Annotated in this window: 13 protein-coding genes and 1 pseudogene; 1 reads left to right on the top strand and 13 read right to left on the bottom strand. The window is 71.1% G+C overall.

Features of this window, described 5'->3' with window-relative positions; translation table 11 throughout:
* Positions 1-57 precede the first annotated feature (57 nt).
* The 8 genes from IEZ19_RS09670 to IEZ19_RS09635 all read right to left on the bottom strand — a co-directional run bounded on the left by IEZ19_RS09670 (position 58) and on the right by IEZ19_RS09635 (position 6,986).
* Positions 58-945, bottom strand: a complete 888-nt coding sequence (locus tag IEZ19_RS09670; protein WP_189310697.1) for a DUF5936 domain-containing protein — start codon at positions 943-945, stop codon at positions 58-60.
* 14 nt (positions 946-959) lie between these two features.
* Entirely contained in the window at positions 960-1,904 is a 945-nt protein-coding gene (locus IEZ19_RS09665) for a type II secretion system F family protein (protein WP_189310696.1), read from the bottom strand.
* A 12-nt stretch (positions 1,905-1,916) separates the two neighbouring features.
* On the bottom strand, positions 1,917-3,254 hold the full coding sequence (locus IEZ19_RS09660) for a TadA family conjugal transfer-associated ATPase (protein WP_189310695.1): 1,338 nt from the start codon (positions 3,252-3,254) through the stop codon (positions 1,917-1,919).
* 81 nt (positions 3,255-3,335) lie between these two features.
* Positions 3,336-3,701, bottom strand: a complete 366-nt coding sequence (locus IEZ19_RS09655) for a TadE/TadG family type IV pilus assembly protein (protein ID WP_189310694.1) — start codon at positions 3,699-3,701, stop codon at positions 3,336-3,338.
* A gap of 1 nt (position 3,702) precedes the next feature.
* Positions 3,703-4,089: a TadE/TadG family type IV pilus assembly protein gene (locus tag IEZ19_RS09650; RefSeq protein WP_189310693.1), complete on the bottom strand. Its 387-nt coding sequence runs from the start codon at positions 4,087-4,089 to the stop codon at positions 3,703-3,705.
* 4 nt (positions 4,090-4,093) lie between these two features.
* Positions 4,094-5,323 (bottom strand): CpaE/TadZ family protein, encoded by a 1,230-nt coding sequence (locus IEZ19_RS09645; protein ID WP_189310692.1) that lies wholly within the window; start codon positions 5,321-5,323, stop codon positions 4,094-4,096.
* Positions 5,324-5,335: 12 nt separating this feature from the next.
* Positions 5,336-6,037 (bottom strand): Flp pilus assembly protein CpaB, encoded by a 702-nt coding sequence (gene cpaB / locus IEZ19_RS09640; RefSeq protein ID WP_189310691.1) that lies wholly within the window; start codon positions 6,035-6,037, stop codon positions 5,336-5,338.
* A 67-nt stretch (positions 6,038-6,104) separates the two neighbouring features.
* A complete protein-coding gene (locus IEZ19_RS09635) occupies positions 6,105-6,986 on the bottom strand; it encodes a hypothetical protein (RefSeq protein ID WP_189310690.1) in 882 nt (293 codons plus the stop codon).
* Positions 6,987-7,271: 285 nt separating this feature from the next.
* On the opposite strand from IEZ19_RS09635, the gene IEZ19_RS09630 reads away from it, so the two are divergent.
* The gene (locus tag IEZ19_RS09630; protein ID WP_189310689.1) at positions 7,272-8,981 is read left to right on the top strand and encodes a chitinase; all 1,710 of its coding nucleotides are present in this window, start codon (positions 7,272-7,274) and stop codon (positions 8,979-8,981) included.
* Positions 8,982-9,072: 91 nt separating this feature from the next.
* Here IEZ19_RS09630 and IEZ19_RS09625 read toward each other — a convergent pair whose 3' ends face one another.
* The 5 genes and pseudogenes from IEZ19_RS09625 to IEZ19_RS09605 all read right to left on the bottom strand — a co-directional run bounded on the left by IEZ19_RS09625 (position 9,073) and on the right by IEZ19_RS09605 (position 12,302).
* Positions 9,073-9,576, bottom strand: coding sequence for a hypothetical protein (locus IEZ19_RS09625; RefSeq protein ID WP_189310688.1), 504 nt, complete (start codon positions 9,574-9,576; stop codon positions 9,073-9,075).
* 136 nt (positions 9,577-9,712) lie between these two features.
* Positions 9,713-9,925 (bottom strand): annotated as a pseudogene (locus tag IEZ19_RS09620) (GntT/GntP/DsdX family permease); the annotation flags it as partial.
* Positions 9,926-10,052: 127 nt separating this feature from the next.
* A complete protein-coding gene (locus IEZ19_RS09615) occupies positions 10,053-10,463 on the bottom strand; it encodes a RidA family protein (RefSeq protein ID WP_189310687.1) in 411 nt (136 codons plus the stop codon).
* 16 nt (positions 10,464-10,479) lie between these two features.
* Positions 10,480-11,238 (bottom strand): IclR family transcriptional regulator, encoded by a 759-nt coding sequence (locus IEZ19_RS09610; RefSeq protein ID WP_189310686.1) that lies wholly within the window; start codon positions 11,236-11,238, stop codon positions 10,480-10,482.
* Positions 11,235-12,302: a sugar kinase gene (locus tag IEZ19_RS09605; RefSeq protein ID WP_189310685.1), complete on the bottom strand. Its 1,068-nt coding sequence runs from the start codon at positions 12,300-12,302 to the stop codon at positions 11,235-11,237. The genes IEZ19_RS09610 and IEZ19_RS09605 overlap by 4 nt, the downstream gene beginning before the upstream one ends.
* Positions 12,303-12,368 lie beyond the last annotated feature (66 nt).

The following is a 12,368-nucleotide window of genomic DNA, read 5'->3' as shown; positions in this document are numbered from 1 at the left end:
CGCACGCCCGCCCGAGCCCCAGCCGTACTCACCCGCATCACCCCCTCCCCACCCCGCCTACTTCCCCGTGATGGACCCGAAGTCCACCCCGGAGCCGAGCAGCAGGCCCGCGCCCAGCAACAGCATCGTGGCCGGGACCATGAACGTAGTGATCATCAAGGTGGCCTTGGGGACCGCGCGCGCGGCCTTGCGGCGGGCGTTCTGGGCGTCCGTGCGGCGCATGTCCTTGGCCAGGGCGACCAGGGTGTCGACGATCGGCGCGCCCAGTTCCTCGCCCTGTTGCAGCGCCGTCACGAACATCGCGACCTGCTCGGAGTCGTTGCGGCGGCGCAGTTCCGCGAAGGCCTGGCGGCGGCTCATGCCGAGGTCCATCTGGCGGAGCGTGATGCGGAGTTCGTCGGCCCACGGCCCCTCGTAGCGCGACGCGACCCGGTCCAGCGCCTGCCGGAAGCCCAGGCCGGCGCTCACCACCACCGCCAGGACGTCCAGGAAGTCGGGCAGGGTCCGTTCGATCACGTCCTTTCGGATCCGGATCGCCGACCAGAGCCCGACCTCCGTCCAGAACGCGCCGAAGGCCAGGAGGAGGACGGCCACGAACCACTGGCCCCGGAGGAGGAAGACCAGGAAGCCCACCGCGCCCAGCGCGCCGTACACCGCACGGCGGGCCGCGTAGCGGTCGATGGTCAGGCCGCCGGGGTTGCCCGCGAGGTCGATCCTGCGGCGGTACTTGGCGACCTGTTTGGGGCCCATCAGGCGCAGGACGGCAGGGGCGTAACGCATACCCATGCGGTCGATCAGGGAGTGCGCGGCGCCGGTGCGCGTGGCGCCGATCTCCAGGGCCAGCGCCAGGTCGTCAGGGAGTTTCGCGTCCGCCCGGTACATGCGGATCCCGGCGAACGCGCCCCAGACGGCCAGTGCCATGAGCAGTGCCAGAAGGAGTTCCATGCCCGTGCAGCCCCTCAGACGTCGATCCGGCTCATGCGGCGGATGAGGACGAAGCCCACGGCGTACAGCACGAACGCGATCACCACGCAGGCCTGGCCGACCGGTGAGCCGGTCATACGGTCCAGGGCGCCGTCCTTCACCCCGTTCATCAGGAACAGCGCGCCGACGCCGAGGACGGGGACGGCGTACGACGTCATCGTCACCTGGGACAGCTGTGTGCGGATCTCGCGCCGGGTCTCCTTGCGTTCCTCCAGCGTCTCGGTGAGGTTGCGCAGGGCGCTCACCACCTGGCCACCCGCCCGGTTGGAGAGGATCAGGGTCGTGACGAGTACGACCAGTTCGCGGGAGGGGAGGCGGGCGGCGAGTTCACCCAGCGCGTCGTCCATCGACAGACCCAGGGACAACTGGTCGGCCACCTTGGCCAGTTCCTCGCCCGCAGGCGCCTCCAGCTCGTCCGCCGCCATGCCGATCGCGGTGCGCAGGGCGAGGCCGGCCTGGGTGGCGTTGGCCAGGATGCGGGCCAGTTCGGGGAGTTGGTTGATGAAGCGCTCGATGCGTTTCTGGCGTTGCCAGTTGAGGAACTGCCAGGCCGCCCAGATGCCCAGCAGGCCGGCGATCGGGCCGAAGAAGGGAGCCAGGGCGGCCTGGCCGATCAGCCAGAGGGCCACGACCGTCGTGAGCATGTAGACGAAGAACTCGCCCGGGGTGACGTCCAGGCCGGTCGCGGCGAGCCGCAGTTCCAGGCGGCGGCCCGGCCGGGTGCCGCGCAGCCGTCGGTCCAGGTTGCGGAAGCGGCGCCGGCGGCCGGTGACGGACACCTGACCGGCGTACGACAACCGCTCGACGAGTTCCGCCCGCTGGGCCCGGCCGGCCGCGTAGGTGTGCACGCCGGCGACGGCCAGGACGCAGGTCAGCAGGGTGCCGCCGGTGGTGAGGGTGACGAGGGTGTGGAGTTCCATAGCGTGACCTACCTACCTGGCTTCTCGGGTGGCGAGCTGGTCCGCGTACTGGGCGACGCCGAAGGCCTGGGGCAGGGGCTGGCTCGCCATGTAGAGGCGGTCGGCGGTGCGGCGCGGGAGGGGGTGGTAGCCGAAGGTGCCGTGGACGCGGCCGTCGGCGGTCATGGGCTCGGCGTGGAAGCGGGCCACGGTCGCCAGCCGGTACGGCTCACCGCCGTGGCTGTCGAGCAGGGCGATCTCGGTGATGCGGCGGGCGCCGTCGGCGAAGCGGGTGAGCTGGACGATGACGTCCACGGCGCTGTTGATCTGGTCGTGCAGCGCGACGAAGGGCACCTCGACGTCGGACATCGAGGCCAGGGTCTGGAGACGGGTCAGCGCGTCCTCCGCGCTGTTCGCGTGGACCGTCGCGAGGGAGCCGTCGTGGCCCGTCGACATCGCCTGGAGCATGTCCAGGGACTCGCCGCCGCGGACCTCGCCGACCACGATGCGGTCGGGGCGCATGCGCAGGGAGTTGCGCACCAGGTCGCGGATGGTGACCTGGCCCTTGCCCTCGACGTTCGGCGGGCGGGACTCCAGGCGGACCACGTGCGACTGCTGGAGCTGGAGTTCGGCGGAGTCCTCGATGGTGATGATGCGCTCGTGGGCCGGGATGAGTCCGGACAGGGCGTTCAGCAAGGTCGTCTTCCCGGTGCCCGTGGCGCCGGAGACGATGATGTTGAACTTCGCCTGCACCAGGCCGGCCAGCAGGAGCACCATGTGCTCGTCGAGCGAACCGAAGCCGATGAGTTCCTGGAGGGTGAAGGAGCGCGGGAAGCGGCGGATGGTGAGGATGGGGCCGGTCAGGGAGAGCGGCGGGATGATGACGTTGACGCGTTCGCCGGAGGGGAGGCGGGCGTCGACCATCGGGTTCGACTCGTCCACGCGGCGGTTGACGGTCGACACGATCCGCTCGATCGTCTGCATCAGCTGGTCCTGCGACGCGAAGCGGACGGGCAGTTGCTCGACCCGGCCGGAGCGCTCCACGAAGATCGCGTCCGCGCCGTTGACCATGATCTCGGTGATGGACGCGTCCTCGAGCAAGGGTTCCAGGATGCCCAGCCCCAGTGCCTCGTCGACCACCCGGCGGATCAGCTGCGCGCGCTCGACCGTCGACAGGACCGGTCCCTCGCGGCTGATGAGGTGTCCGAGCACCCGCTCGAGCCGTGCCCGGCGTTCGGCGGGCGCCAGCGAGCTCATCTCCGCGAGGTCGATCTCCTCCAGGAGCTTGGCCCGGTAGGAGGCGACCAGATGGCCGTCCTCGCCCCGGCTGCCGTGCTCCTCGGGGGAGTTGATGCGTGCCCGCAGGCTCATGTCTCGCGTCCTCCTCGGTCGGTGGTCCAGCGGCGACGGTCAGTTGTCCAGCGGCATCGGCCGGTGGTCGAGCGGCATCGGTCAGTGGTCCAGCGGCATCGTGGCGGTCTTGCGGGCGTCCCCGAAGTCCCAGCCGGGGACGACCGACGGGATGTGGACGGTGGCGGTGACGGTGACCTCCTCGCCGCCGAACGCCGCCGGGCAGCTGGTGCCGTCGGCCAGCCAGCCGCTGACGGCCGCCCGGCATCCCGCCCCGGCGCTCTGCTGGAGCGAGGCGGCCCGCGCGCCCGCCCTGGCCGCCGTACCGGCCTGCTGGCCGGTGTAGGCGATCAGCCCGAGCTGCACCCCGGCCAGCGCGACGAGGACCAGGATCGGGACGAACCCGAGGTATTCGAGGGCGACTTGTCCGGAATCACGACGGTCGCGGCGTCGGCGGTCGTACGGCATCTCAGTCCTTCGCCTCCTCGACCGCGCCCGCGTGGCCGTGCACGGTGAACGGGAAGGCGATCGTGCCGGGGAAGAGGACGGGGACCTTGAGGGTCACCTCGGCCGTCACATAGCCCGTTCCGCCGCAGGTCACCGTCGCGTCCCCCCTCCATGCCCCCGACAGGTGCCTCATCCCGGCCTGCTCGCAGGCGCCCTGCCGTTGCCCGGGCGGTACGGCGGTGCCCGCGCGTACGGCCTCGTCCGCAGCGTTCCCCGCGAGCGTGTAGGTGTACCCCACGAGCACGCACTGCCACAGCAGCACCAGCGTGAGCAGGATGAGCGGGGTCATGCCGAGGAACTCGACGCTGACCTGTCCCGCGTCGCCCTCCGGCCGTCTCAGGGGTTGCATCCGCTCACTCCTTCCGCCGCCGCAGGCCTCTCCCGCCGCGTCCGGCGCGGTGGTTCCCCTCCTGGGCACGCACCAGGCCGAGTTCGCCGGCGAGCGCCCACAGGGCCTGTCTGACCGTGCTGCGGTGGTCCAGCTCATGAACACGTCCGGCGTCCACGACGCCCTGGAGTTCCTTGAAGTTGGCGGGGATCGCCGTACCGGCCAGGGCGGTGCCGGTGATGCGCTGGATCAGCTGGGGCTGGATCTCGGTGCCGCGGGTGTGGCGGTTGACGACGACGGTGGTCTCCTCGGCCTTGCGGATCTGCAGCCGGTCCCACATGCGCACCGTGCGTTTGGCGCCGCGTACGGCGACCACGTCCGGGGTGGTCAGCAGCAGTGCGGTGTCGGCCGTCTCGACGGCGGTGGCGCCGGCGCCGCTGAGCTGGGCGCCGCAGTCGACCACGACGACCTCGTAGCGCGAGCGCAGGGCGCCGAGGATCTGCCGGGCGGCGCGGTCGGTGACCTCCTCGCCGCGTTCGCCCTCGCCGGGGGCGAGCAGCAGGGCGAGCCCGGTGTCGTGGCGGAAGACCGCGTCGGCGAGGACCCGCGGGGAGAGGTCGGTGATGGCGGCGAGGTCGACGACGGAGCGGCGGAACTGGATGTCCAGGTAGGAGGCGACGTCGCCGGTCTGCAGGTCCAGGTCGACCAGGGCGGTGCTGCGGCCGGACGCCTGGGCGGCGAGGGCGAGCTGGATGGCGGCGAGGGTGGCGCCGACACCGCCCTTGGCGCCGCTGACGGTGACGACGGTGCCGCCGGCCCCGCCGAACAGGTCGGCGCCGTGGCCGAGATGGCGCCGTACGCCCTTGGACCACTGGGCCACGGCCTGGACGCGGCCGGCGAGTTCGTCGTAGCCGAGCGGCAGGCCGACCAGGCCGCGGGCGCCGGAGTCCATGGCCGCGGCGAACAGGCCGGGGCTGGTGTCGGTGGTGACGAGGACGACGCCGACGGCCGGGAAGCGCAGGGCGACCTCGCGGATCAGCTCGAGCGCCGGTACCGGGCCGATCCGTTCGTGGACGACGAGGACCTCGGGCAGTTCGTCGACGGACTCGGCGGCCAGACGGGCGAGGGTGTCGATCAGCTGCGTGGAGTCGGTCACCGGGGGCACGGGCTCGGCGTCCGGCAGCTGGCTCAGCAGGCTGATGAGGGAGCGGGCCGCGTCCGCGTCACCGACGGCGGGGAGGATCCTGGTGGGCATGCGGGCCGCCTCTCACTTGTCCGTCGCGAGTTCGTACGTGCGGTCCTTGTCCGGGACGGTGGTCTGGCTGCCGGGTGCCACCAGCGCGAGCCGGACGCGCTGGGCGAACGACTCGGCGTACGTGATGCGCTGGGCGTCGATGGTGGACAGCGCGAAGGTGATCGGGACGGCGTCGGTGGGCCGCTGGTTCCTGTCGTCGGGCTCCAGGGAGGTGAGCTTGCCGACGTCGAGGACCCGGGCGTTGGTCACGATGATCTTCGACTGGTCGGGGGCGCTTTGCTGTTTGCCCTCGAAGGTGGCGTAGACGTTGACCCGCGAGCCCGGGGTGATCTTGCCGGCGACCCCGGTGGCCGCGTCGATCATGATCGCGACCTCCTGCTCGCCCGGCTTGAGCGCGGGCTGGTCGACGACCATGTCGGTCTGCAGCAGGGAGCCCTTGCGCAGGGTGGTCACGGCGATCTTGCCCTCGATGCCGCGCAGGCTGGTGACCGCGGTGGCCGACAGCCAGCGCCTGGGCATCTCGATCTTCTCGAACTGGTCGGTGTCCAGGGGGGTGTACGGCGCCACGTTCGAGCGGAGCCGGTACGCGGTGGTCTCGGGGCCGACCTTGGACTTCACGTCGTCGATGACGGAGAGCACGCCGGCGAACGCGCCGAGCGCGCAGACGACCGCCAGGATCAGGAGTATCACGCCGCGGCGCTGACGGGAGTTCATGAACCGTGCAACCTCATTGGGGGAATCGGTCGAGCGGAAGTGGTCCGGGAGCGGTGCTGGGGGCGGGTCAGGCGGGCGTCCGTCGTTCCAGGGCTCGTGGGGCGGGCGGCTCGGGGGCGGGCGGGGTCGCGGAGCAGAAGACGCAGCGGTCGCCGATGACGTCGATGCCGCACCAGTGACAGACGGTCTGCCGTACGGAGGTGACCAGTTGGTAGAGGACCGAGAGGTCGGCGAGATGGGCGCAGAACTCGACGATCCGGCCCGTACCCCACCAGAGCGCGGACTCGGCGGGCAGTGGGGCCTCGCGCAGCCCGCGCACGTTCCAGGACTTGGCGAGCGTGCCGGTCCACTCGGACTGCAGCTGCCCCTTGGCGACGAGCATCCAGGTGCCGAACTCGGGCCCGGTCAGGGCGGCCTCCGGGCCGACGCGCACGAGCTGGGGTCCGGGGTGGGCGATCACCGCGAACTGGCTGCCGGGCACCCAGGACTTGGCGTGCGCCTTGAGCGAGACGGGGACGCGGTCCAGCTTGGCGACCGAGGCGAGGACGGCACCGGCATGGATGTAGTGGGTGAGCAGCCGGCCCGCGGAGGCGAGCACACCCGGACCGATGTCGCAGGAGGCGAGCTGTCTGAGCTGGCGGGCCAGGACGGCGACGCCGAGGGGTGGCAGGTCGGGCCGGAACAGGGCGATGCGGTCGCTCTCCAGGAGCGAGCGGAGCGTGTGCAGCCGCCGTGTCACGGCCGCCGGGACGGCCGTTGAACTGACGACGATCACATGGCCGTACTGCTCGATGAGCGCGTGGAGTTCGGCCAGGGCATGCTCGAGCGGCCGCTTGTCGAGGTCCCGCAGGACGACGGCGGGCATGGTCCGTTCGTCCTGCGTCGGCAGCGCCATGTCGGCACTGGTCACGGCGATGGCAGTGGGCACGCGCAGCTCCCCGCTCTTCACATCCGTGGGCCCACTGGCGTTACTCCAGTGCGCCGGGACGACTTCACTGCGTGACTACCTCAGCACTGTAACCACGCCTCTGTGACCGGAGAACAGCGTTTGTGTGGCCGGCCTGGATACGTCTTCGCACAACACCTGCCAAATCGGGGCAGGTTGAGCTTCCTGTGGACACCGATTTTGGTCTGGACCTCTTGACAGGCTTGTTGGTCTGGACCAATTTGGACGCAGCGGTGGCCACCGTCCTCACCCCCTCTCCCCCCGCCGACTCCCCCACCGGAGGCCCCAGTGGACCGCGCACCAGGCACGCCCAGACGCAGACGACGGATCCGCACCTGGTCCGTGACCGCCACCATCGCCCTGTCGGTCGCGGGACTCACCGGCACCCCCGCGTCCGCGGCGGACGTCAACAACGTGAAGAACGCCGGCTTCGAGTCGGGCCTGAGCAACTGGACCTGCTCCGCGAACAGCGGGACGACGGTCTCCTCCCCGGTGCACACGGGCGCCGGCGCGCTGAAGGGCACGCCGGCCGGGCAGGACAACGCCCAGTGCACCCAGACAGTCGCGGTCAAGCCCAACTCGGCCTATTCGCTGAGCGCGTGGGTGCAGGGCGCCTACACCTACCTGGGCGTGACGGGCACGGGCACGACCGACGTCTCGACCTGGAACCCCGACGCGACGGGCTGGAAGCAGCTGAACACCAGCTTCACCACGGGCGGCTCCACGACCTCGGTCACCGTGTACACGCACGGCTGGTACGGCCAGCCGGCGTACTACGCCGACGACATCTCGGTGTACGGCCCCGACGGCGGCGGAGGCGGCGACCCGGCCCCGACCGTGCCGGGCGCGCCGAGCGGACTGGCCGTCTCCGGTACGACGTCGTCGTCGGTGTCCCTCGCCTGGAACGCGGTCTCGGGCGCGACGGGCTACAACGTGTACCGCGCCGGCACGAAGGTGACGGCGGTGACCGGAACGTCGGCCACGATCACCGGACTTGCCGCGTCGACGTCGTACTCCTTCCAGGTCACGGCGACCAACTCGGCCGGTGAGTCGCCGAAGTCGGCGGCGGTGACCGGGACGACGGCGCCGACCGGCGGAGGAGGCGGCGGCTCCGTGCCGAAGCACGCGGTGACCGGCTACTGGCAGAACTTCGACAACGGCGCCACGGTGCAGAAGATCTCCGACGTCCCGTCCGGGTACGACATCATCGCGGTGGCCTTCGCCGACGCGACGACCACGCCGGGCGCGGTGACCTTCAACCTCGACTCGGCCGGGCTCGGCGGGTACACCGTCGACCAGTTCAAGGCGGACATCAGGGCGAAGCAGGCGGCCGGCAAGAAGGTCGTCGTCTCGGTCGGCGGCCAGAACGGCACGGTGTCGATCAACAACTCCACGTCGGCGGCGAACTTCGCCGGCTCCGTCTACTCACTGATGCAGACGTACGGCTTCGACGGCGTCGACATCGACCTGGAGAACGGGCTCGACGCGACGTACATGCCGCAGGCGCTGCGCTCGCTGTCGGCAAAGGCGGGCCCGTCGCTGGTCCTGACGATGGCACCGCAGACGATCGACATGCAGTCCACGTCGAACTCCTACTTCCAGACGGCGCTGAACGTGAAGGACATCCTCACGGTCGTCAACATGCAGTACTACAACAGCGGTTCGATGCTCGGCTGCGACGGCAAGGTGTACTCGCAGGGCTCGGTCGACTTCCTCACGGCCCTGGCCTGCATCCAGCTGGAGGGCGGCCTGTCGCCGTCCCAGGTGGGTCTCGGCCTGCCGGCGTCGACGAGCGGAGCGGGCAGCGGCCATGTCTCCCCGACGGTGGTCAACAACGCCCTGGACTGCCTGGCGAAGGGCACGAACTGCGGCTCCTTCAAGCCGTCGAAGACCTACCCGGACCTGCGGGACGCGATGACGTGGTCCACGAACTGGGACGCGAAGTCGGGCAACGCCTGGTCGAACGTGGTGGCCCCACACGTGCACGCTCTGCCGTGACACCGGTGGACACCCCCTGAACCCCACCCACCCCTGCCCGCGGAGACGCGGGTGGGGGTGGGGGTGTTCGAGGGCTTTCGGCGAGGCGGGGCTAGTCCTCGAAGTAGGCGTCCAGGACCTCGTCCAGCCGGGACTCCCACTCCTTGAAGAGGCTCCTGGACGACGCCTCGATCTCGATGGGATACCAACGGCGGTCCGGGGTGTGCACCGTGACGGTGAACCGCTTGCCGAAGCGCGGTGCCTCCGTCTCGACCGCGCCGATCTCGTCCCAGCGGAACTCGCACGTCTCCTCGTCGAGGCTGAGGCGTACGCCCCGGCCGTCGGCGACGATCTTCGCGCGCCGGTCGGAGGCCTCGAAGACGGGCCCCTCCGGGGCCGTCTCCTCGGCGGTGTCCTCGGTGCTCTCCCCGGTGCCCGTCCCGGCGGCGGACCCTGCCGACGCCTCGGCACCGGACGCGGACGCCTCGTCCGGCGTCGCGTCCGCCGGCTCGGTGTCCTCGGCGGCGGACGCGGGTGAGGTGAGCCCGGGGATGAAGGCCGGGTCGAATCCGGCGCCCTCCAGGGGCTTGCTGCTCGATCCTATGCGCTGCTCCACGGCGGAAAGTATGGACGACGTTCCTGTGCCGGAACCAGCGGGACCGCCCTTCACCCCGGTTCACCCCCCTTTCGCTACACAAACAGGCTCAGCACCGCTGCCACCACGAAGCCCGCCACCGACAGCACGGACTCCAGGTGACCGAGAGGCCGGAGAGCAGGCCGACGGCTATGGAGACGGCGAGCAGGGCGACGAAGGGCTGCAGCCGCGCCTTGATGATCAGGAACAGCAGCAGGGCTATGCCGACGGCGGCGACGGTGAGCAGTCCGGCGGTGCCGTCGACGAGGAGGAGCAGGCCTCCGGTGTGGGGTGGGGAGGCCGGGGCGGCGGCGGCGAGCGGATGGGACATAGGCGGTCCTCTACGTGATGGCATGAAACTTTCGGGCAGGGGGGATCGCGGCACGGCGCCCCTGGGGGCGTGGGGCGCCGTGCCGTGAGGACGTACGGCTTGCGGGAGGTGCGGGAGAGCCGGCGTCTCAGCCGAGTACGGCCAGCGCGTCGATCTCGATGAGGAGTCCCGCGGGCAGTCCGACGTAGACCGTCGTGCGCGCGGCGGGCGGCTGGGTGAGGGCCTGCTCCTCGAAGTAGGAGTTGTAGAGGGCGTTCATCTCGGCGAAGTGGTCGACGTCGGTCAGATAGACGCGGATCATCATCACGTCGTCCCAGCTCGCGCCGCCCTCCTCCAGGATCGCCTTGACGTTGGCGAGGGTCTGGAGGGTCTGCTCGCGCAGGGTGGGGCCGGCCGGCGTCGGGGGCTTGCCCTCCTCCGCGGGGAGGAACCCGACCTGCCCGGCGACCTGGAGGATGTTCCCCTTCTTCACACCGTGCGAGAACTTGGCGGGCGGCGTGGTGTGGGTCTTCGGCGTGAGTGCGATCTTCTCGGTCATGCGGGAGTGTCCTTCACTAGGTGGACTTCACTGGGGTTCTGCCGGAGTACTCGCCGCTGACGGCGTCCGCCGTACGGCGCACCTGCGGGAGCAGGGTGAGGAGTTCGTCGGCGGTGACGACGACGTTGGGCGCGGAGACCGACATGGCGGCCACGACGCGTCCGTCGGCGCCGCGGACCGGTGCGGCCACGCAGTTGATGGACTCCTCGTGGCCGCCGAGGTCGGAGGCCCAGCCCTGTTCGCGCACCTTCTCCAACTCCCGCAGGAAAGCGGCGGCGTCGGGGGTGGAACGGGCCGTGTACATGGGGTACTCGAGCTTGTCCGCGAGGGTGCGGCGCTCGGGTTCGGGCAGGTCGGCCAGGAGCAGTTTGGCGACGGCGGCGACGGTGATGGCGACGGGCTTGCCGATCCGCGAGTACATGCGCACCGGGTAGCGGCTCTCCACCTTGTCGATGTAGAGCACCTCGTTCTCCTCGTACACGGCGAGGTGGACGGTGTGGCCGGTCTGCTCGTTGAGGCGGACGAGGTGGGGGTGGGCGATCTCGCGGATGTCGAGGTTCTCCATCGCCTCCTGGGCGAGGGCGAAGAGGCGGGCGCCGAGGCGGTAGCGCTGGTCGGACTGGCGGTAGACCAGGCCGTGCTCGTGCAGGGTGCGCAGGAGGCGGAGGGCGGTTGACTTGTGGACGCCGAGGCGGTCGGCGACCTGGCCGAGGTCGGCGGGACCCTCGGCGAGCAGCGGCAGGATGCTGAGCGCGCGGTCGACGGTCTGACTCATGGGGTGCGTACCTCCTCCGGGGCCTGCACGGCTTGCGTCCAGCCGGGGCCGAGTCGAAGTCTTCCCCACGCGTCGTCGTCCAGGGCGACCAGCCGGTCGGCGTGGTCGCGGGTCGGGGGCGGCGCGAGGTCACCGGGGGCGGTGAGGACGGCGGCGGCGGCGAGGTGACCGTGGCGCAGGCGGTCGCGGACGGGAAGGTTGCGCAGGGTGGCGGAGAGGAACCCGGCGGCGAACGCGTCGCCCGCGCCGACGGCGGCCACGACATCGACGCTGAGCGCACGGACGAAGGTCGCCGTGCCGGTGGCGTCCTCCAGTCCCCTGGTGTTCTTGTCGAACACGGTGGCCCCGCCCCGGCCCTGCTTGACGACCACGATCCCGGGCTCGGGCAACGCCTCCAGGATGGCCCGGGCACCGTGCAGCCCCCACGCCTCGCGTGCCTCGTCCGCCCCGACGAACACGATGTCGGCTCCCCGGGCCAACTCCAGCAGCACCTGGGCCTCATCAGCGTCCCGCCACAGCCCCGGCCGGTAGTTCACGTCGAAGGAGACCAACGGCCGCCCGGCCCGGGGCGCGGTCAGCTCCCGTACGAGCCCCAGGCAGCCCTCCGACAGTGCCGCCGTGATCCCCGACAGGTGCAGCACCCGTCCCGCGCGCACCGCCTCCAGATCCACCGTGTCGGGGGCCATCGCGGAGGCCGCCGAACCCGTCCGGTAGTACGCCACCTCGTGGGCCTCGGTCGCCCGGTCTCCCGCCGTGCGGAAGTACACGCCCGTCGGGCGGTCCGGATCGCGCCGTACCGACGCGACATCGACGCCGTACGAACCCACCGTCTCCACCAGATGGTCGCCGAAGGCATCCGCGCCGACCCCGCTCACCCAGCGCACCCTGTGCCCGGCCGTCGCCAGCGCGCACGCCACGTTGGACTCGGCTCCGCCGATCCCGCGTTCGAAGTGGCTCACGTCGGCGAGGCGGCCCGGGTCTGTCGGGACGAACGTGACCATGGACTCGCCGAGCGCGACGACGTCCACGACGTCGGGGGCGTTGCGCGATCCGGTGTCGGTCACGATCGTCGTAACTCCTTGGCCTGGTGCCGGGGCGGCGGCTCCGTTGACCCCGCGTGGCCGAGATGT

Origin of the sequence: Streptomyces brasiliensis (assembly GCF_014647875.1) — a bacterium.
Taxonomy (GTDB): domain Bacteria; phylum Actinomycetota; class Actinomycetes; order Streptomycetales; family Streptomycetaceae; genus Streptomyces; species Streptomyces brasiliensis.
This window is presented reverse-complemented; position numbering and strand designations above follow the sequence as displayed.

Bases quoted from the DNA above. Each gene is read 5' to 3' on its own strand.
- IEZ19_RS09670 (WP_189310697.1), bottom strand. From the start codon at position 945: ATGGAACTCCTTCTGGCACTGCTCATGGCACTGGCCGTCTGGGGCGCG.
- IEZ19_RS09665 (WP_189310696.1), bottom strand. From the start codon at position 1,904: ATGGAACTCCACACCCTCGTCACCCTCACCACCGGCGGCACCCTGCTG.
- IEZ19_RS09660 (WP_189310695.1), bottom strand. From the start codon at position 3,254: ATGAGCCTGCGGGCACGCATCAACTCCCCCGAGGAGCACGGCAGCCGG.
- IEZ19_RS09655 (WP_189310694.1), bottom strand. From the start codon at position 3,701: ATGCCGTACGACCGCCGACGCCGCGACCGTCGTGATTCCGGACAAGTC.
- IEZ19_RS09650 (WP_189310693.1), bottom strand. From the start codon at position 4,089: ATGCAACCCCTGAGACGGCCGGAGGGCGACGCGGGACAGGTCAGCGTC.
- IEZ19_RS09645 (WP_189310692.1), bottom strand. From the start codon at position 5,323: ATGCCCACCAGGATCCTCCCCGCCGTCGGTGACGCGGACGCGGCCCGC.
- cpaB (WP_189310691.1), bottom strand. From the start codon at position 6,037: ATGAACTCCCGTCAGCGCCGCGGCGTGATACTCCTGATCCTGGCGGTC.
- IEZ19_RS09615 (WP_189310687.1), bottom strand. From the start codon at position 10,463: ATGACCGAGAAGATCGCACTCACGCCGAAGACCCACACCACGCCGCCC.
- IEZ19_RS09610 (WP_189310686.1), bottom strand. From the start codon at position 11,238: ATGAGTCAGACCGTCGACCGCGCGCTCAGCATCCTGCCGCTGCTCGCC.